The organism is Nonomuraea sp. NPDC005650, from assembly GCF_040605375.1.
Taxonomy (GTDB): domain Bacteria; phylum Actinomycetota; class Actinomycetes; order Streptosporangiales; family Streptosporangiaceae; genus Nonomuraea.
The window spans coordinates 121,894-140,666 of record NZ_JBEXCR010000004.1 but is presented as its reverse complement, the minus strand read 5'-3'; the positions used below and the strand labels follow the sequence as shown (position 1 = coordinate 140,666).

Below are 18,773 nucleotides of genomic sequence, written 5' to 3'. Positions count from 1 at the left end.
TCACGGGCCCGGGGCGGGATTGTCGGTGGAGTGCCCCGGGAAGAGCCGGGCGGCGGGGTCGAGGTGCACGGCGGCGTTGTTGACGGCCGTGGCCACCTCGCCGAAGCCGACCGCGATCAGCCGGACCTTGCCGTCGTAGTCGGCGATGTCGCCGGCGGCGAAGATGCCGGGCACGTTGGTGCGCATCGCGGAGTCGACGACGAGGTGGCGGTTGTCGCGCAGGTCGAGGCCCCATTCGCGCAGCGGGCCGAGGTTGGCGGTGAAGCCGAGGGCGGCGACCAGGCGCTGGCACGGCAGGGCGTGCCCGGTGCTGAGCTCGACGCGTTCCAGCCGGTCGCCGCCGTGGGCGGCGGTGACCTGGGCGTTGACGACGATCTCGACGGGCGAGGCGGTGAGCCGTGCCACCGAGCCGTGGTGGGCGCGGAAGGCGGCGCGGCGGTGCACCAGCGTGACGCTGCGCGCGATGGGGTGGAGCATGAGCGCCCAGTCCACGGCGCTGTCGCCACCGCCGACGACCACGACGTCCCGGCCCGCGTAGTCCGCGCCGTCGGGGACGAAGTACGCCAGGCCCCGGCCGACGAACTCCTCCCCGGCGGGCAGCGGGCGGGGCGTGAAGGTGCCGATGCCGCCGGTCACGATGACGGCCCCGACGGTGAGCTCGGTGCCCGCGCCGGTCTTGACCACGAGCCGGCCGTCCGGGGCGCGTTCGAGCCGCTGGGCCTCCTCCCCGAGCACGTACGCCGGCTCGTACGGGGCGGCCTGCTCGACCAGGCCGGCGATGAGGCGGCGGCCGGAGACGGCGGGGAACCCGGCGATGTCGTAGATCTGCTTCTCCGGGTACATGGCGCTGACCTGGCCGCCGACCTGGCCGAGCGCGTCGACCACCGCGGTGCGCAGACCGCGGACCCCGGCGTAGTACGCGCCGAACAGGCCCACGGGACCGGCGCCGATGATCAGCACGTCGACGTTCACGCGCGGGCCTCCTCGGCGAGGAGCTCGCGGACCCGGAAGCGCTGGATCTTGCCGGTCGCGGTCTTGGGCAGCCGGTCGAGGAAGACCACCCGGCGGGGCCGCTTGAAGGCGGCCAGGCCGTCGCGGCACCACTGGACCAGTTCCTCGGCGCTGACCTGCCCCTGGGCGACGACGCAGGCGACCGGTTTGTCCAGCCCGTGCTCGTCGGCCACGCCCACCACGGCCGCCTCCACGACCGCCGGGTGCTCCAGCAGCCGGCTCTCGACCTCGGCGGGCGAGACCCAGATGCCGCCCGCCTTGAGCAGGTCGTTGCTGCGGCCCAGGCAGGTGTAGTAGCCGTCGGGAGAGCGGGTGTAGGTGTCGCCGGTGTTCAGCCACGGGCCCGCGAACACCGTGCGGCTGGCGTCGGTGCGCCGCCAGTAGCCCAGGGCGATGGACTCGCCGCGCACGTGCAGCGCGCCCGGCTCTCCGTCGGGGACGGGCCTCCCGTCGGGGTCGCGCAACTCGATGTCGTACCCGGGCACGGGGCGGCCGGTGGTGCCGGGGCGCACGTCGCCGGGCCGGTTGGACAGGAAGATGTGCAGCGCCTCGGTGGAGCCGATGCCGTCGATGACCTCGACGCCGAAGCGGCCGGTGAACCGCTCCTGGAGCGGCGCGGGCAGCGCCTCCCCCGCCGAGGCGCCGAGCCGTACGGAGGCGAAGGTGTCGCCGGGCAGGTCGGCGGCCAGCAGCGCGGCGTAGAAGGTGGGCACGGCGAAGAACAGGGTCGGACGGTCGGCGGCCATCCGCTCGGCGGTCACGGCGGGGGCGGGGCGGCGCGGCTCCAGCACGGTGGCGGCGCCGGCCGAGAGCGGGAAGAACATCGAGTTGCCGATGCCGTAGGCGAAGAACAGCTTGGCGACGGAGAAGCAGACGTCGTCGGGCCGGATGCCGAGCACCTGGTCGCCGTAGGTCCGGCAGACGTGCCGGACGTTGGCGTGGCGGTGCATGGCGCCCTTGGGGACGCCGGTGGTGCCGGAGGTGTAGAGCCACAGGGCCCAGGAGTCCTCCAGCGTGGGAGCGGGCTCGCGGGACTCCCCCTCGCCCGCGCGCAGCAGCTCCTCCCACGTCAGGGACGTGCTCGCGGGCGGCGCGGCGCCGTCCCACACCAGGTGCCGCGCTTCGGGTGCCAGGGTCAGGGCCTCCTGGACCTGGGGGGCGTACTCGGCGCCGGCCACGACGACGGCCGCGCCGGAGTCGGCGATCATCGCGCCGAGCTCCTTGGCGCCCAGCATGGTCGAGACCGGCACGGCCACGAACCCGCCGCAGAAGGCGGCCAGGATCCCCGCGAACATGGGGACGCCGTCGCTGGTGACGAAGACCACGCGGTCGTCGCGGCGCAGTCCGAGGGCGCGCAGGGCGGCGGTGGCGGCCCCGACGAGGTCCGACAGCTCCGCGTACGTGAGCGTGGCCTCGCCCCGGACCGCCACCCGGTCCCCGCGGCCCTCCCGGACGTGGCGGTGGACGAGCCAGTCCCCGGCGTTGAACAGGGTCATGGTCAGACCCTCTTCGGGTCGTAGTCGCCCTTGCGGCCGGTGCCGTAGCGGCGCAGCGCGCCGTCGGGGCCGGAGGCGTTGGGGCGGACGAAGATCCAGTTCTGCCAGGCGGTGAGGCGGCCGAAGATCTTCGTCTCGACCGTCTCCGGGCCGGTGAAGCGGTGGTTGGCCTCCATGCCGGTCAGCGCGTCGGGCGAGAGCGAGGCGCGTTCCTCCAGCACGATGCGCAGCTCGCCCTCGAAGTCGATGTCGTCCAGGGCGACGGTGACCAGGCCGAGCTCCAGCGCGGCGGCCGCGTCGAGCGGCTCGCCGAACCGGGCGCGGGCGGCCTCCAGGTCCCGGTCGTTGCCCCAGAAGCGGGAGCGCAGGCGGGACAGCCCGTTGCCCATCGGGAAGAGGCCGTCGTTGGACGGGGTGAGGACGAGCGTGGCCGGGACGGCGGCCTCGTCGCGGTCCTCGTAGACGCCCTCCAGCATGTACTGCCGGTCGGCGGCCAGGGCCAGCTCGGCCAGCAGGCCCGCGAAGGCCGTGCCCGGCTCGATGACGGCGATGAGGCTGCGGCTGGTGACGTCGAGGCGTTTGAGCGTGCGCTTGTAGTAGTGGCGCACCTCGTCGACGAACCAGCCGGGCCTGTCGCGGAGCTGGGCGTCGTAGGCCAGCACCCGCTCGGGGTCGCCGCTCGCGCGCAGCACCCAGATGCCGAGCTCCGGCTCGTTGGTCCGCAGGTGCAGGATCAGGTCGTCCAGCGCGCGGGTCACGGCGAGCGGCCAGTAGCCGGCGCCCTGGCCGGCGGGGTCGGCGGGCGGCGCGTCGTGGGGGCCGTCCACGGTGATCTCGACGCGGCGGCCGGCCCGGTCGATGCGGGCGGTCACGTACGGGTACGTGATGGCGTCGCCCTCGTCCTTGCGGTCGAGTGACGTCAGGGCCACCCCCGTGGCGCCCGATGGACGCGTGGAGGCGGCCACCGCCGCCTCCGCCCGCCTGGCGACCTCCTCCTCGAACGAGTGGCGCGGCACGGCGGCATCCACCAGGCCCCACTCCGCCGCCGTGCGGCCGCGCAGGCCCTCGGACTTCGTGGCGAACAGGTCGGCGCGGTCCTTGCGCACGTGCCGCTTGTCCACCACGCGGGTCAGGCCGCCGGTGCCCGGCAGCACGCCGAGCAGCGGCACCTCGGGCAGGGAGACGGCCGAGGAGCCGTCGTCGACGAGGACGATCTGGTCGCAGGCCAGCGCGAGCTCGTAGCCGCCGCCGGCGGCGGTGCCGTTGAGCGCGGCGATCCAGGTCTGGCCGGAGTGCTCGGTGGCGTCCTCGATGCCGTTGCGGGTCTCGTTGGTGAACTTGCAGAAGTTGACCTTCCACGCGTGCGTGGACTGGGCCAGCATCCGGATGTTGGCCCCGGCGCAGAACATCCGGTCCAGGCCGCCGGTGAGCACGACCGCCCTGACCTCGGGGTGCTCGAAGCGCAGGCGCTGGACGAGGTCGTACAGCTCGATGTCGACGCCGAGGTCGTAGGAGTTCATCTTGAGCTCGTAGCCGGGGACCAGGCCGCCGTGTTCGTCCACGCGCAGCGTGACGGTGGCCACGGCCCCGTTCACCGCGAGGGCCCAGTGGCGGTAGCGGTCCGGCGAGGTCGCGAAGGTGACAGTCAATGCGTGCTCCGTGGGGGCGTGGAACCTTAATTCCCAATATTCGACGTCTATCATGAGTAACGTCAAGTGTTTGTAGTGCTTCTGCTCGCACGCGCATCCGAAGGGACGCCCGACCTGGCAGAATGCGCGTCACGAGCGTGTCGAAGGACAGGGAGGGCAACCGTGGCGGGCGAGTCCGCTGAGCGTCCGCGCGAGAAGGCGTCGGCCAGCGCGCGCTCGATGTTGCTGACGGTGCTGGGCGAGTTCGTCCTGCCGCGCGGGGGCGAGGTGTGGACGGGCACGCTGGTGACCGCGCTCGGCGCGCTCGGCGTGGAGGAGAAGTCCGCGCGCCAGGCCCTGGCCCGCACCGCCGCCGAGGGCCTGCTGGCCTCGGAGCGGCACGGCCGCAGGGTGCGTTGGAAGCTGACCGAGGCCGGAGACCGGCTGCTGCGCGAGGGCACCGAGCGCATCTACGGCTTCATGCGCGCCCCCCACCAGTGGGACGGCCGCTGGCTCGTCCTGACCGCGGGCGTGCCCGAGACCCAGCGCCAGCTCCGCCACCGGCTGCGCACCAGGCTGACCTGGCTCGGGCTCGGCTCCCCCTCCCCCGCGCTCTGGGTCGTCCCCGACGCCTCCAAGGAGGCCGCCGTACGCGAGGTCATCCGCGAGCTGGACCTGACCGACCGGGCCTACGCCTGGACCGGGCCGTCGGCGGGCATCGGCGACACCGCCAAGCTCATCACCGCCGCGTGGGACCTCGACGACGTGGAGAAGCGCTACGTGAGCTTCATCGAGCGCTTCGAGGGGCGCGCGGTCTCCTCCGACCGGGAGGCGTTCGTCAACCAGGTGCTGCTCATCCAGGAGTGGCGCCGCTTCCCGTTCCTCGACCCCGACCTGCCGGCCGAGCTGCTCGACCACGCCTGGCCGGGGCCCCGGGCGGCGGCCGTCTTCCACGATCTGCACAACCGGTGGCACCGGCGGGCGCAGGGCGAATGGGACCACATGGACGGCGAGGCCGCCGCCAGGAGCTGACCGTCAGACGAGTCCTTCGGCGGCCAGGTGCACGTAGTCGAACTCGACCGGCTGGTCGTTGATGCCGGTCTTCGGCGGGGCGATCCAGCCGGCGAACTTGCCGTACTCGTACTCGGGGACCATGAGGGATGCGACCCGCTCGCGGTCCTCGGGCGTGGGCAGCCATTCGTGGGCGCGGGCCTGCCAGGCGGCCTCGCCGACGACCTCGCCGTGCGGGGTGACGTGGTGGCCGGCGTAGACGCCGACCTTGCGGTTGAAGCCCTCGTGCGGCAGGTAGAGCCGCTCCGCCAGCCCGGCGTCCTCCAGGGCCTGGTTCCAGCGGCGTACGCCGTTGGCGCAGTCGGCGACGTACTCGTCGCGCAGGTCGAGGTTGAGTGCGCTGAGCATGGGCACGGTCCTGGTCCTGATCTGACCGTCCTCGACGTGGCGCAGCTCGCGGGTGGCCGCCAGCAGCACGTGGTCGTCCTTGCGCCGGGTCTCCATCCAGCGGCCCTTGAGCCCGGAGGTGTAGTAGTTGCCGGCGTTGGTCGACTGCTCCGAGCCGAACAGGTCCATCGAGACCGCGAACTGGAAGTTCAGGTACTTCTGGATGACGTCCAGCGGGATGCCTCCGTGCGGGAGGACGTCGGCCGTGCCGTGCTCCTTCATAAGCCCGGCCGTGCGCTCCAGGATCCGCTGGACCCCGGTGGTGCCCACGAACATGTGGTGGGCCTCCTCCTTGAGCATGAACTCGCAGGTGCGGGCCAGCGGGTCGAACGCCGACTCCTTGAGCGTGCCGAGCTGGTACTTGCCGTCGCGGTCGGTGAAGTACGTGAACATGAAGAACTGCAGCCAGTCGGTGGTCTCCTCGTTGAAGGCGCCCAGGATGCGCGGCGCGTCCAGGTCGCCGGAGTTGCGCTTGAGCAGCTGCTCGGCCTCCTCCCTGCCCTCCCTGCCGAAGTAGGCGTGCAGGAGGTAGACCATGGCCCACAGGTGGCGGCCCTCCTCCACGTTGACCTGGAAGAGGTTGCGCAGATCGTAGATGCTGGGCGCGGTGTCGCCGAGGACGCGCTGCTGCTCGACCGAGGCGGGCTCGGTGTCGCCCTGCACGACGATGAGCCGCATCAGGTCGGCCCGGTGCTCTCCGGGCACCTCCTGCCAGGCGGGCTCGCCCTTGTGCTTGCCGAAGTTGACCTTGCGGTCGGGGTCGCGCTCGGCCAGGAAGATCCCCCAGCGGTACTCGTCCATGGGGACGTGGTCGAAGTGCGCCCAGCCGTCGCGGCCCACGGCCACCGCGGTGCGCAGGTAGACGTCCTTGGTCGGCAGGGCCGGGCCGAGCTGCTTCCACCAGTCGAGGAACTTCGGCTGCCAGCCCTCCAGCGCCCGCTGCAGCCGGCGGTCGCCCGCGAGGTCGACGTTGTTGGGGATGCGCTCGCTGTAGTCCACGCGGCTGAGCGGGCCGCCGGGCAGGGGGGCGGCGCCGGTACGGGAGTCGGTGCTCATCACTGCTCTCTCTACGCTTGTTTGTCGTTACTTCACGATCGAGTCGAGTGTCGCCGGGCTGCCCTGGAGGGCGGTGCGCCGGAGGTGGGCGTGGACGGCGCGCAGCCCGCCCTCCTCCTCGCCGCCGCCCGCCCGGCCTGGGCCGCCGTGGACGAGCTGGGGCATCGGCGTGCCGTGCCCGGTGGACTCCTGTGCGCTGTCGCGGTCGAGCACCAGCAGCCGGCCGTGGTGGGCGGCAGCGCCGAGCACGACCGTGCGGACGAAGTCCGCGTCGTACGACACCACCGATCCCACCAGCGAACCCTCACCGCGGGCGACCAGCTCCAGCAGGTCCGCGCTCCCGTCGTACGGCATGAGCGTGCAGACCGGCCCGAACGCCTCCACCTCGTGGGGCTCGGGACGGCCGGGGTCGTCCGCCCGCAGCAGCAGCGGCGCCAGGAACGCCCCGCGCCCGGCGTCGGCGCCCACCACCTCGACCTTGTGCGGGTCTCCGTGGACCACCGACCCGGCCCGGGCCAGCCGCGCGACCGCCGCCCGCACATCCTCGCGCTGGTCGAGGCCGACGAGCGGGCCCATCGTCACGCCGTCCGCGCCCGGCGCGCCGACGACGACCCGCGCCAGGCGGGCCGCGACCGCTTCCGAGACGGCGTCCATGAGGTTCGCGGGGACGAACGCGCGCCGGATGGCCGTGCACCTCTGCCCCGCTTTGACGGTCAGCTCGGTGACCAGGGCGTCGGCGAACAGGTCGAACTCCGGCTCCCCCGGCACGGCGTCCGGGCCGAGCACCGAGCAGTTCAGGGAGTCGGCCTCGGCGTTGAAGCGGGCCGAGCGGAGGGTGACGGCCGGGTCGGACCGCAGCCGGGCGGCCGTGGCGGCGGAGCCGGTGAAGCCGATGTGGTCCTGCCCGCCGAGCAGGTCGAACAGGCCGGGCACGCGCCCCGCCACGAGCTGGACGGCGCCCGGCGGCAGCGCGTCGGCGATGATCCGCACGGCGTGCGCGGCGATGTACGCGGTCGGGGTGGCGGGCTTGACGATCGTGGGCAGCCCGGCGAGCAGCGCGGGCGCGAGCTTCTCCAGCATGCCCCAGACGGGGAAGTTGAAGGCGTTGATCTGCACCGAGACCCCGCGCGGAGTGGTGAGGACGTGCCGTCCCGTGAACGTGCCGCCCCTGCCGAGCGGGATCAGGTCGTCCTCGACGATCAGCGTGTGGTCGGGCAGGCCCTTGCGGGCCAGGCTCGCGTAGACGAGGGCCGTGCCGATGCCACCGTCCACGTCCACCGCGGCGTCCCTTCGGGTGGCCCCGGCCCGCGCCGACAGCTCGTACAGCTCCTGCCTGCGCTCCTGCAGCGCCAGGGCCGCGACCTTGAGCGCGGCGGCCCGCCGCGGGAAGGTCAGCTCGCCGAGGGCGGCCAGGCCGGTACGGCGGGCGTACGCCACCGCGGCGGCGAGGTCGAGCCCTTCGCCGCTGACCCGGGTGACGATCTCACCGGTCACCGCGTCGGCGACCGGGACCCCCTCCCCGCCTCCGGCGCGCCAGGCCCCCGCGAGGTAGCTCTCCAGGGTGCTCACGACTCGCTCCAGTCGTAGAAGCCCTTGCCGGTCTTGCGCCCCAGGTGGCCCTGTTCGACGAGCCGGACGAGCAGGTCCGGCGGGGCGAAGCGGGGGCCCAGCTCGCGTTCGAGATAGCGGGCGATGCCCAGCCGGACGTCCAGGCCGACGAGGTCGGTGAGCCGCAGCGGCCCGGTCGGGTGGCCGTAGCCGAGCGTCATCGCGGCGTCGATGTCCTCGGCCGAGGCGACGCCGGACTCGACCATGCGGATCGCCTCCAGCCCGAGCGCGACGCCGAGCCTGCTGCTGGCGAAGCCGGGCGAGTCGCGCACGACCACGGCTGTCTTGCCGATCGCCTCCACCCACGCCATGGCCCGCTCCGGGAGGGCCGGGTCGGTGGCGGTCGCGATGACCACCTCGACGAGCCTGCTGGCCGGGACGGGGTTGAAGAAGTGCAGCCCGAGGAAGCGCTCGGGGCGGGCGAGCGCCTGGGCGAGCGTGTCGAGCGAGATGCTGCTGGTGTTGGAGGCGATCACGGCCTCGGGCCCGACCGCGTCCTCGGCGGCGCGCAGGGTGACGAGCTTGAGGTCGACGTCCTCGGGCACCGCCTCGATCACCAGCCCGGCCGCGGCCAGCTCCGCGGGGTCCGTCACCGTGGTGAGGCGGGCCACCGGCTCGCCCGCGTCCTCGATCAGGCCGCGCTTCGCGCTGGCCTCGACCGCGCGGGCCACCCGGTCCCGGGCGGCGCCGGCGGCCTCGCCGTCGCGCTCCACCAGCGTGACGTGGCAGCCCGCGAGGAGCAGGGCGTGGGCGATGCCGGCGCCCATGCGCCCGCCGCCCACCACCCCGCACCGCTCCGGCAACGTCTGGGTCATCGCAGTCCTCCTGTGGCGAGCTCCTGGGCGCGGGGGGCCGACGCGCTGGCTGCGGTCATGCCCCGTACGCTCACAGATACTCAACTTGCCACAGTTTTATGGAGCTGCGGAAGAGTTATGTAGCAGATTTATGGCACGCCTAGTTGGGGTTGCCGGCGTGGGTGAGGGTCTCCCAGGCGACGAAGAGGTTGTTGGTGCCCGCCGGGCGCTGCCGCTCGGTGAGGGTCTGCGTGTTGCTCATCGCGATGCCCATGCGGTTGTGCAGGGCGTTGAAGCCGACCTCGGTGACCGGCCCCAGGCCCAGGGTGAGGCTCCCGCCGCACAGCCACGCGGGCACAGCGGTGCCGAGCTGGTATTTCGCGTGCAGGCCGAGCGCGTGCCGCAGCCGGTCGGCGACCTCCGGGTAGAGGTCCTGCCCCTGGATCCGGGCCGTCTCGGCGATGTGCGCGATCGACGCCAGGCCGTACCCGGTGTGGGTGAAGTCGCGGCACGTCTCCTGGGAGAGCCCGTCGACGAAGGTGTCCTGGCCCTGCCAGTAGTCGACGACCTCGGCGCGCGTGTCGATGCCGCTGCCCGCCGGCCCCCTGGGGAAGGCGCCGTCGGCGGTGAGGTAGACGTACGCGGGCACGCGGGCCCTGAACGTGCTCACGGCCTTGTCGTAGGCGGCCTTGTCCTCCAGGAACACCGCGATCCCGATCGCGGCGTCCGTCATCGTCAGCTCCCAGTTGCCGTTCGTGCGGGTGCTGCCGTTGATGACCTCGGGAAGGTAGACGTTGCGGAGCATGGTCGCGAAGCGGTTGACGCCCGTGGCGGACCAGCCGGTGTAGGTGTAGCGGATGATCTCGGCGGCCCTGGGCCAGGACGATCCCGCCCACCCGGTCTGGAGCGGCGCGTTGCTGTTGGTGTGGTCGGTGATCACGCCGGACCAGGCGTCCATGATCTGGATCGCCTTGTCCGCGTACCGGCTGTCGCGCGTGATGTACCAGGCCAACGCGTCGGTGTAGGCGGCCAGCGCGTCCTGGCGCTCGTCCGTGCAGCCGTTGTTGGGGTTGGAGTACGGGCCGCACTCGACGACGGCCCGCGGCTTCGGGGTACGCGACAACGACGCGAGCGGGCTCGCGATCATCTGGTCGTAGGCGGCCTTCCACGGCTGGGCCCCGGCGTTGACCTTGGCGCGGACGAAGTCGAGCTGCGCCTTGCTGACGAGCACGCCGGGATGGGCGAAGGCGGCCGGCGCCGCGGTGGCGGGCGGGGACATGACGATGGTGATCAGGGGGATGACCAGGGCGATCGCGAGTGACGACAGGATCCCGCGACGACGGGGACGGACCACGGACCCCACTCCTTATTTAGGAAACTTTCCTAAAGGACGGTGTGATCGTAGCCCTGACACCAGACCTTTACAAGACATGCCGCCGCTTGTGTCACCCCGCTCATGAGCACGCATCGTCAAGGAGCTGTGGACGCATCGCCAACGACAGCCCGGCCCGGGCGTTGTCATCCTGTTCATCCAGAGCTGTCACAAGGGGGTCAGAAACCTGATGTTCCGCAGAGTCATGTCCATCGTGCTGCCGATCGTCGTCGTCACGGCATCGCAGGCGGCCACGTCCACACCGGCGAACGCCGGCGCGTACGGCTGTTCGGGGTCGCAGGTGGGCAGCTGGGCCGTGCCCCTGCGGGACCTGGTGACCGGTGGGACCTACTACCGCAGCGACATCAAGCTCTTCTACGACGCCGGCACCGGCTGGAACTGCGCCGTCCTCGCCAAGCGGCCCGGCCAGGCACGGTACGGAGAGCCCACGCCGATGGCCATCCACCTGTGGAACTCCCGCCTGACCGACGACAACGTGAAGAACAACAAGGACTCGGACAGCGGGCGCTTCAAGTACTACGCGGGCCCCGTGCGGGTCTACGGAAAGAACCTGTGCATGTACATGCACGCCCTGCATGGGGATCACACCGGCACCGGGGAGCCCAAGTACAACGGCCAGCGACAGGTCCTCGGCGTGGCCTGCGGCTGAGCCCTCCGCTTCCTTGGTTCAGTGCGTGTGGTCGTGGCCGTCGCTCTGGATGGCCTGCCTGACCGACACCGCCCGCGCGGTGAACGCCGCCGTACGGACCTTGCCCTCGTGCTGGAAGTCCAGGAACAACCGGTACTCGCCGCCGCTGGGCACCTGCGCGTGGAAGGTGATCTCCGGCCCCGCCGTCGCACCGTCCTCCGGATGCACGTGCAGGTAGGCCAGGTCACCGCCCCGCAACGCCACCAGGTGCCCGTAGGCTCCCAGATACCGCTGCAGATCCGTGACCGGCCTGTCGTCCTTGCTCACGCTCAGCGTCAGCTTGCTCGCCTGGCCCGGCACCAGGTCACCCCGCAGGTAGACGGTGTAGTCGTCCACCGTCGCCGCGCGGCTGACCGGCGCCGGCGCCCGCGGCGCGTACTTGCCCGCCACCAGTAGATCCGCCCCCAGCGTCAGCCCGCTCCCGCCCGCCGGGACGAAATCCGCGAACGCCCGATAGGCGCCCGGCTCCTTCAGGGTCAGCGGCACCGACCACACCCCGTCCGCGCCCAGGACCGGGTGCAGGTGCTGGAAACTCGCCAGATCCCGCGACACCACGATGAAGTGCAGCTTCTTGTCATGCTGGACCTGATAATCGGTCACCGGCCGCCCGTCGGGCCCGGTCACCGTGAACCGGAAATCGGCCGGCTCGCCCGCTTCGACGGTGGTCAGCGGGCTCAGGGTGTAGCCGTTCTCGGACACTTGAAGTCCTCCAGGGGTGTCCCCCTTCGCCGTCCCGTGATCGCCGTGACCGTCCGCGGCAGGAGTCGCGTGCGCCGGCTGCCGGGCCGGCCCCGGGGCGGAACCGGCCGTCCCCACCGCGTTGCCGGCACCCAGGGCGCCGCCGAAGACGACGGCCAGCCCCAGAACGTAGACGCCCAGCTTGGTTGCCGCGTTCATGCCTGATTCGCCACCTTGTACCCCGCTTCCTCGACCGCTGCCACAATCTCGGGTACGGCCACGGGGCCTTCGCTGTTCACCGTCAGCCGGCAGGCCGCGGCCCAGGCGGTCCGCGGCACTACGACCGCGGATAGCATTCTTGGCATGACGCGCGGCTTAGGAGAGCTCGAGTCCACCATCATGGAGCGGATGTGGGCCCGGCGGAAGCCCGCGTCCGTCCGCGACGTGCTGGAAGAACTGCGGCAGGAGCGCACCATCGCCTACACCACGGTCATGACCGTGATGGACAAGCTGCACACCAAGGGCCTGCTCAAGCGCGAGCCCGTCCGCCGCGCCTACATCTACGAGCCGGTCGCCTCCAAGGAGGCCTACACGGCCGACCTGATGCGGGCCGCGCTGGCCGGCAGCGGCAACCAGGCCGCCACGCTGGTGCACTTCCTCGAACGGCTCACCCCGGAGGAGGCGACCGCCCTGGAGGCGGCGCTGCAGGTGTTCCCGCCCAGGGCCGGGTCGGCGTGATCGCAGCCGCCGTCCTGGTGCTCTACACGGTGGTCGCCGCGATCTGGCTGCCGCGGCTGATGCGGGCCGCGCGCTGGGCCGACCGGGCGCCCCGGCTGGCGATCACGATGTGGCTGGCGGCCGGCGCCTCCGTGGTCGCCTCCGCCGTCCTGGCCGCGTTCGCCTTCGCCGTGCCCGCCGACGTCGTGGGGCACGGGCTGGCCGGGCTGTTCGAGATCTGCGCGGCGATGTTGTCGGACGGCCACGGCCTGACCCTGGCGGGTGCGGGCGCGCTCGTGACCGCGGGCGCCGTGCTCGCGCGCCTGCTCTCGTGCGGCGCGGCCGTCCTGGCCAGGGCGGGCGCGGAACGGCGCGCGCACGCGGCGATGCTCGGCCTGCTCGGCCGGCGCGACCGCGACCTCGACGCGATCGTGCTCGACCACGACGAGCGGCTGGCGTACTGCCTGCCGGGCCGGCGCGCCCAGACCGTCATCACCACCGGCGCCCTGCGCAGCCTCACCCCCGAACAGGTCGCCGCCGTGCTCGCGCACGAACGCGCCCACCTGCGCGGCAGGCACCACCTGGCGCTCGCCGCGGCACACACGCTGGCCAAGGCGTTTCCGAAGGTGCCCGTGTTCGAGGCGGCCAAGGCGGAGGTCGTGCGGCTGATCGAGCTGCTGGCCGACGACGTGGCGGCGCGGCGCCACCCCCGGGTGCAGATCGCCGCCGCGCTCGTCGGCCTGGCCACCGGCCGGGCACCCGCGTTCGCCCTCGGCGCCGGCGGCGACACCGCCCTCCTCCGCGTGCGCCGCATGCTCAGCCCCGCCTGCCCGCTCAGGCGCGTGGAGCGCCTGGCCGGAGTGGCGAGCGTGACGCTGCTGCTCGGCGGGCCGGCGGCGGTGGCGCTGGTGCCCGGGCTGGCCTCGTTCGTGGCGCACCACTGCCATTCGTTCCTCCCCTTCTGACGCACGCGGCCCCGGAACCGTCCGGGGGTCCGCGGTGTATGCGGGGCATGAGACTGCTACCCGTCCTCGCCCTCGCCGCCGCGCTCCTGTCCTGCCCTGCCTGCTCCTCCCGAGCGGGCGACTGCCCGGTGACGCTGCCCGGCGCCGCCCCGACCTCCTCGAACGGCACGCCCGGGCCGTTCTTCGGCAGGGAGAGCTCGTACGGCAACGGGAGCCTGTGGGTGGGCGGGCTGGCGCCGGGAGGCGTCATCGAGGCCGACGCCGCGCTCGTCCAGCCGGACGGCTCGATCTCCATGAAGTACGGCTGGTGGCGGGGTGTGGCGGGCAAGCTGGAGATCAGCGGGCGGCGGCTGGACGGACCGGCCGGGCCGCTGCGCAGCGAGGTGCCCGACGGCTACGGCGAGACGGGTTTCCAGGCCACGGGCGTGGACTTCCCCGTCGCGGGCTGCTGGGAGGTCACCGGCCGCGTGGGCTCGGCCGGCCTCTCCTTCATCACCCTCGTCACCCTCGCCGGGAAGGACTGAAGGAAGGCGGCGACGTTCGCGGAGTTTCCGCAGGTGAGCCGAGTTCCGCGTTGGCGCCGTAAGCGAGAGGGCGACGGGGTACGGTCAGCGCGTGGATGTGCCAGGAGCCCTTTACGGCGACGCCGTTCTCGCCCGCCACACTCTCCTCGTCATCGACTTCGAGGGGCTGACCCCGCAGGGGCGTCCCCTGGTGCCGATCGAGGTGGGCGTGTGCGCCGTGCGGGCCGTCGGCGGCGATCTGGCCGAGGTGTGGCGGTTCGAGTCGCTGATGGCCGCGCCGGCCGGCGTGGCCGTCACCCCGTGGGACGTGCGGCAGACCGGCATCACCGCCGCGATGCTCGCCACCGCCCCACCGCCCGAGCAGGTCATCGCCGCCCTCGACGAACGCCTGACGGCGCCGCCGTACCGGCTCGTCGCCCATCATGCCGCCACCGAGGCGGCCCTGATCGCCGGGCTGCGGTCGTCGTGCCCGCGGCTGGCAGCCGTCCCGCTGCTCGACACGGTACGGCTGGCCCGCCACCTGTACCCGAGGTTGCCCTCCCACAGCCTGGACACGCTGCTCGCGCACCTGGGCATCCCCCGCCCGGCCGGCCGCCACCGGGCCCTGCCGGACGCCGAGGTGACCGTGCGGCTGCTGCGGCGCCTGCTGGCCGAAGGCGGCCGCACGCGCTGGCGATCCCTGCACGACCTCGACGCCATCGGCGGCCTCGCGCCCAAACGACCGCCACGCCGGCCGGGCGAGCAGCCGGGCCTGTTCTGACGGACGCCTCTTGCGACCCTTCCCTCTTATACGTAGGCTTATACGTATAGACAGAGGAGGGCGGCAATGGCGCAGAACACGGTGATCGACATCCCGGACGAGGACCTTCCGCTGCTGGAGCGGGCGCAGCACCTGGCCGGCGGCACGCCGTCGGCGGCGGTCAGCGAGGCGCTGCGGCGCTACGTCGAGATGGAAGAGGGCCGCCGGCAGGGCTACGACGAGATCGTCATCCGGATCGCCGGGGACGAGCGGCGCTTCTCCGGCGTGCTGCTCGGCGAGTGGGGCCGCACGAGCCGCAGCGGGCGGGTGGACACGTTCCGGGTCTACCGCTCGCACGGGGGGACGTTCGTCCTGCACAGCGACCGATCGCCCGACTGGGTGAGCGGCTCGGAGTCCGACGACTGGGCGACCACCTGGCTCGGCTACCTCGGCCTGGGCGAGACGAGCTGGGGCTTCGTGCCGGGCGACACCACCGTGGAGGCGGTCGGCACGCTGGAGGAGCTGCGCGGCAGGATCCCCGCGGAGTTCTACGACCGGATCGCCGGTCTCGCCGACCGCCCCGTCGACGACGATCTCGACCTCTGACCGGCGACCACACAGAGAGGCCACCCGAGACATGGAACTCCGGACACGAGTCTCCGACGGCGACCGCGACCTGGTCGTTCTCCGGCTTCAGCAGGCCTTCGCCGACGGCCGGCTCGGCTCCGCCGAGATGGAGGCGCGGCTCGAACTGGCGCTCACCGCCGCCTCCCACGGCGACCTGCTGCAGGTGACCGCCGACCTGCCTGAGCTCCCGGACGAGACGGTGGAGCTGAGGTCCGCCGGTGGCCGCATCAGGCGGGTGGGCGACTGGCAGGTCCCGCGCCGGCTGCGGATCGCCTCCGAGTACGGCTCGGTCTGGCTGGATCTGTCCCGGACCGTCATCGGGCATCCCGAGATCGAGATCGACCTCCGGCTCGATTGCGGCTCCGCCACGATCGTCCTGCCGCGCGGCGCGACCGCGAACGCCGACGCGGTGCGCGTCGAATGGGGCAGCGTGGCCTGCCGGGTGCCCGGCCGGCCACGTCCCGGCGCCCCGCACCTCCGGGTCACCGGCCTGCTCCCCTACGGCCGGCTGCGCATCCGCGGGCCGCGCCAGTGGTCCGGCCGGTGGTCCGGCCGGTGACGGCTCACCCGGCCAGGCGCTCGACGGCGAAGGCCGCCAGGAACCCGGTCGTGGCGATGAGTCCCGTGAGGGTGTGCGCGCGTTCGAAGGCCTCGGGGATCATCGTGTCGGCCACCATGGCGAGGATCGCGCCCGCCGCCACCCCCATGATCATCGAGGTGACCGCCGGCGAGGCCGACTGCATGGTCAGGTAGCCGAGGAACGCCGCCAGGCCGCTGGCCAGGGCGATCCCGCCCCAGATGCCGAACACGTAGCGGGCGCCCCGGCCCGCGCGCTTCATCCCGGCGGCGCTGGAGAGCCCTTCGGGGACGTTCGAGATGAACACCGCGGCCAGGACGGCGAACCCGACCTTCCCCCCGCCCACGAGGGAAAGGCCGAGCACCACCGACTCGGGCACGCCGTCGAGCAGGGCGCCGACGGCGATCGCCGCGCCGCTGCCCTGGACGTCGGCCTCGCTCGGCTGCTGATCGCCCGAGCGTTTGCGGTGCCGGGCGCCGTACCGGGCCAGCAGCGCGTTGGCCGCCACGTAGGCGCAGGCACCGGCGAGGAAGCCGGCGGCGGTCGGCAGGAGCCCGCCGGTCCGCTCGGCCTCGTCCATCAGCTCGAACGACAGCGCCGAGATCAGGACACCGGCCCCGAAGGCCATGATCATGGCGATCGCCCGCGCCGGGACCCGCACCAGCCAGGCGACCGCGGCCCCCACGACCAGCGCCCCTCCTGCCAGCAACCCCCACAGCAACGCCTGCAGCCCTTCCGGCATCGCCCACCTCCGTGCACAGAACCGTACGATCCTTGCATCACGGGCATATGGTCTCCCCACCGGGCCGGGGGGCGACAGCAAAATGCCCGATATGCGGCGCAGTCGGGGCCGCCGGCGAGGGCTGAGCGGCCCCGCTCGCGGCGGTCGGGAGCGCCGGCGAGGGCTGGGCGGCGCTAGCTCGTGACGGCACGACGGCTCGGCAGCGCCGCCGTCGCCGTTCCCCAGGACTCGAGTCGCGTACGGACCTCCTCTCGCACGGGGTGGGCCAGCGCGTCGTGGTAGGCCAGGTCCAGCAGCGCGTCGATCTCCACGCGCTGACCGGACTCCGCCGAGCGGACCGCCGCCTCGACCATCGCGAGGCTGCGGACGTTGCCGGCGATCGACCCCGACGGCTCCACCCCCGCGCGCAGCGCCGCCACGAACTCCGCGAGCGCCCCCGCGACCTCCTCCCGGCCGCCCCGCGGCACGTCCACGGCACCGCCCGCGCCGGAGGTGACGCGGTCCTCGCCGTCCCAGGTGGCGGTGCCCGCGGCGCCGCTGGCCAGCCACTCGCCGTTCCAGGACGTCTCCGCACCCTCCGCGCACCAGCTGCCGGTGAACACGTAGCGGGTGCCCTCCTCGAACAGGAAGGTCGCCGCCGCCGTCGCGTCGCCGCGGAACCAGCTCCAGGGCGGGTTCCAGCTCTCGCACCAGACCGAGACCGGCTCCGCCCCCAGCAGGTGGCGGGCCGCGTCGAAGGCGTGGATCGCCATGTCGACCAGCAGCGGCTGCGCCATCTCCGCGCGGAAGCCGTCGAAGCGCGGAGCCCGGAAGAACCCGGTCGTGAGCAGCCCGATCGGGCCGAGCTCCGCGATCCGGCTCCGGTACGCCTCCAGGGCGGCGAAGTACCGGCGCGACTGGCTGATCATCAGTAATCGCCCCGCCGCCTCGGCGGCGGCGGCCTGGACGAGCGCCTCGGCGAGGGTCGGCGCGGCCGGCTTCTCGCACAGCACCGGCAGCCCGGCGAACAGCGCCTCGACGTTCACCGCGGTGTGGGCCGCCGGGATCGTGACGTTCACGACGGCGTCGGGCTCGGTCGGCAGGAGCTCGCCGAGCGAGGCGCCGACCTCCGCGTCGACGCCGGCGGCCCGTACGGCCCGCGCCGCCCGTTCGGTGTCGAGGTCGGCCACCCCGACCAGCTCGACGTCGCCGGACGCGGCCAGGGTCCGCAGCCAGACGGCGCCCATCGCGCCCGCCCCGACCTGGACGACGCGGAGCGGGCGTGCCGGCTCGGCGGAAGGGGTCATTCGGCGTGCTCCTTGTTGTGGAGGGCGCCGCGGTAGCCGTGCCCGTTGAAGAAGTCGCCCGTCTCGTAGCGGAGCAGGGTCGGCAGCTCGCGCCGCGACCGGTCGCCGGCCGCCCACTCGGCGCCGTTGGCGATGACGTGCAGCACGTCCGGGTGGTGGTAGACGGGGTAGTCCTGGTCGCCGGGGCTGAAGTAGAAGATCTTGCCGTTGCCGCGCCGGAAGGTGCAGCCGCTGCGGAAGATCTCGCCGCCGGTGAAGGAGCTGATGAAGATGAGCTCGTCGGGCGTGGGGATGTCGAACTGCTCGCCGTACATCTCCTGGGCGGGGATCTCGATCGGGTGCGGGATGCCGCGGGCGATGGGATGGGTCGGGTTCACCGTCCAGACCAGCTCGCGGTCGTTGTCGCTGCGCCAGCGCAGCGTGCACGTGGTGCCCATGAGCTTGGTGAAGATCTTCGACCAGTGGCCCGAGTGCAGCACCACCAGCCCCATGCCCGACAGGACGTGCCGGTGCACCCGCTCGACCACCTCGTCGGCCACCTCCGCGTGGGCGGCGTGGCCCCACCAGATGAGCACGTCGGTGTTCGCGAGCACCTCCTCGGTCAGGCCGTGCTCCGGATCGTCCAGCGTGGCCGTGGCGACGCTCGCCCGCTCGCCCAGCCAGCCCTCGATCCCCCGGCGGATGGCGTTGTGCATGCCGTCCGGGTAGATCTCGGCGACCCGGGGTTCGTGCCGCTCGTGGCGGTTCTCACCCCATACCGTGACGTGTGTCTTCACGCATGTTCCT

At 72.8% G+C, this 18,773-nt stretch carries 19 protein-coding genes; 8 read left to right on the top strand and 11 right to left on the bottom strand.

All coding sequences use genetic code 11. From position 1 onward, the window contains the following. The 3 genes from ABZS69_RS08585 to boxC are packed head-to-tail and all read right to left on the bottom strand — an operon-like array spanning window position 1 to window position 4,156. Window positions 1–972 carry an NAD(P)/FAD-dependent oxidoreductase gene (locus ABZS69_RS08585; protein ID WP_355368670.1) on the bottom strand — a complete coding sequence of 324 codons (972 nt, stop codon included), beginning with the start codon at window positions 970–972 and terminating at the stop codon, window positions 1–3. Next, window positions 969–2,507 (bottom strand): benzoate-CoA ligase family protein, encoded by a 1,539-nt coding sequence (locus ABZS69_RS08580; RefSeq protein ID WP_355368668.1) that lies wholly within the window; start codon window positions 2,505–2,507, stop codon window positions 969–971. The genes ABZS69_RS08585 and ABZS69_RS08580 overlap by 4 nt, the downstream gene beginning before the upstream one ends. Before the next feature lie 2 nt (window positions 2,508–2,509). Beyond that, the gene (gene boxC / locus ABZS69_RS08575; RefSeq protein ID WP_355368666.1) at window positions 2,510–4,156 is read right to left on the bottom strand and encodes a 2,3-epoxybenzoyl-CoA dihydrolase; all 1,647 of its coding nucleotides are present in this window, start codon (window positions 4,154–4,156) and stop codon (window positions 2,510–2,512) included. 162 nt (window positions 4,157–4,318) lie between these two features. Here boxC and ABZS69_RS08570 point away from each other — a divergent pair, with 162 nt between their 5' ends. Next, a complete protein-coding gene (locus ABZS69_RS08570) occupies window positions 4,319–5,167 on the top strand; it encodes a PaaX family transcriptional regulator C-terminal domain-containing protein (protein ID WP_355368664.1) in 849 nt (282 codons plus the stop codon). Between the two features lie 3 nt (window positions 5,168–5,170). On the opposite strand, the gene boxB is transcribed toward ABZS69_RS08570, so the two are convergent. The 4 genes from boxB to ABZS69_RS08550 all read right to left on the bottom strand — a co-directional run bounded on the left by boxB (window position 5,171) and on the right by ABZS69_RS08550 (window position 10,405). Next, complete coding sequence (gene boxB / locus ABZS69_RS08565; protein WP_355368663.1) at window positions 5,171–6,649, bottom strand: benzoyl-CoA 2,3-epoxidase subunit BoxB; 1,479 nt, start codon at window positions 6,647–6,649, stop codon at window positions 5,171–5,173. A gap of 27 nt (window positions 6,650–6,676) precedes the next feature. Continuing rightward, window positions 6,677–8,218, bottom strand: a complete 1,542-nt coding sequence (paaZ, locus tag ABZS69_RS08560) for a phenylacetic acid degradation bifunctional protein PaaZ (RefSeq protein WP_355368661.1) — start codon at window positions 8,216–8,218, stop codon at window positions 6,677–6,679. Beyond that, window positions 8,215–9,072: a 3-hydroxyacyl-CoA dehydrogenase family protein gene (locus ABZS69_RS08555; protein WP_355368659.1), complete on the bottom strand. Its 858-nt coding sequence runs from the start codon at window positions 9,070–9,072 to the stop codon at window positions 8,215–8,217. Before ABZS69_RS08555 ends, paaZ begins: the two co-directional genes overlap by 4 nt. A 139-nt stretch (window positions 9,073–9,211) precedes the next feature. Beyond that, complete coding sequence (locus tag ABZS69_RS08550) at window positions 9,212–10,405, bottom strand: alginate lyase family protein (RefSeq protein ID WP_355368657.1); 1,194 nt, start codon at window positions 10,403–10,405, stop codon at window positions 9,212–9,214. A gap of 208 nt (window positions 10,406–10,613) precedes the next feature. On the opposite strand from ABZS69_RS08550, the gene ABZS69_RS08545 reads away from it, so the two are divergent. Continuing rightward, window positions 10,614–11,093, top strand: a complete 480-nt coding sequence (locus ABZS69_RS08545) for a hypothetical protein (protein ID WP_355368655.1) — start codon at window positions 10,614–10,616, stop codon at window positions 11,091–11,093. 18 nt (window positions 11,094–11,111) lie between these two features. Here the strand turns inward: ABZS69_RS08545 and ABZS69_RS08540 are convergent, their stop codons facing one another. Then, complete coding sequence (locus ABZS69_RS08540) at window positions 11,112–12,029, bottom strand: hypothetical protein (protein ID WP_355368653.1); 918 nt, start codon at window positions 12,027–12,029, stop codon at window positions 11,112–11,114. Between the two features lie 144 nt (window positions 12,030–12,173). Here ABZS69_RS08540 and ABZS69_RS08535 point away from each other — a divergent pair, with 144 nt between their 5' ends. The 6 genes from ABZS69_RS08535 to ABZS69_RS08510 all read left to right on the top strand — a co-directional run bounded on the left by ABZS69_RS08535 (window position 12,174) and on the right by ABZS69_RS08510 (window position 15,941). Then, window positions 12,174–12,548 (top strand): BlaI/MecI/CopY family transcriptional regulator, encoded by a 375-nt coding sequence (locus ABZS69_RS08535; protein ID WP_355368651.1) that lies wholly within the window; start codon window positions 12,174–12,176, stop codon window positions 12,546–12,548. Beyond that, complete coding sequence (locus ABZS69_RS08530; protein WP_355368649.1) at window positions 12,545–13,492, top strand: M56 family metallopeptidase; 948 nt, start codon at window positions 12,545–12,547, stop codon at window positions 13,490–13,492. Before ABZS69_RS08535 ends, ABZS69_RS08530 begins: the two co-directional genes overlap by 4 nt. Before the next feature lie 47 nt (window positions 13,493–13,539). Beyond that, entirely contained in the window at window positions 13,540–14,016 is a 477-nt protein-coding gene (locus tag ABZS69_RS08525; protein WP_355368647.1) for a hypothetical protein, read from the top strand. Window positions 14,017–14,107: 91 nt separating this feature from the next. After that, on the top strand, window positions 14,108–14,776 hold the full coding sequence (locus ABZS69_RS08520; protein ID WP_355368645.1) for a 3'-5' exonuclease: 669 nt from the start codon (window positions 14,108–14,110) through the stop codon (window positions 14,774–14,776). A 66-nt stretch (window positions 14,777–14,842) separates the two neighbouring features. Next, complete coding sequence (locus ABZS69_RS08515; protein ID WP_355368643.1) at window positions 14,843–15,361, top strand: EXLDI protein; 519 nt, start codon at window positions 14,843–14,845, stop codon at window positions 15,359–15,361. Window positions 15,362–15,392: 31 nt separating this feature from the next. Then, entirely contained in the window at window positions 15,393–15,941 is a 549-nt protein-coding gene (locus ABZS69_RS08510) for a DUF1707 domain-containing protein (RefSeq protein ID WP_355368641.1), read from the top strand. Between the two features lie 4 nt (window positions 15,942–15,945). Here ABZS69_RS08510 and ABZS69_RS08505 read toward each other — a convergent pair whose 3' ends face one another. From ABZS69_RS08505 to ABZS69_RS08495, 3 genes are all read right to left on the bottom strand, one after another. After that, window positions 15,946–16,701, bottom strand: a complete 756-nt coding sequence (locus tag ABZS69_RS08505) for a ZIP family zinc transporter (RefSeq protein WP_355368639.1) — start codon at window positions 16,699–16,701, stop codon at window positions 15,946–15,948. Window positions 16,702–16,874: 173 nt separating this feature from the next. After that, entirely contained in the window at window positions 16,875–17,987 is a 1,113-nt protein-coding gene (locus ABZS69_RS08500) for a Gfo/Idh/MocA family oxidoreductase (protein WP_355368637.1), read from the bottom strand. After that, complete coding sequence (locus tag ABZS69_RS08495) at window positions 17,984–18,763, bottom strand: ThuA domain-containing protein (protein WP_355368635.1); 780 nt, start codon at window positions 18,761–18,763, stop codon at window positions 17,984–17,986. Before ABZS69_RS08495 ends, ABZS69_RS08500 begins: the two co-directional genes overlap by 4 nt. Window positions 18,764–18,773: the final 10 nt, after the last annotated feature.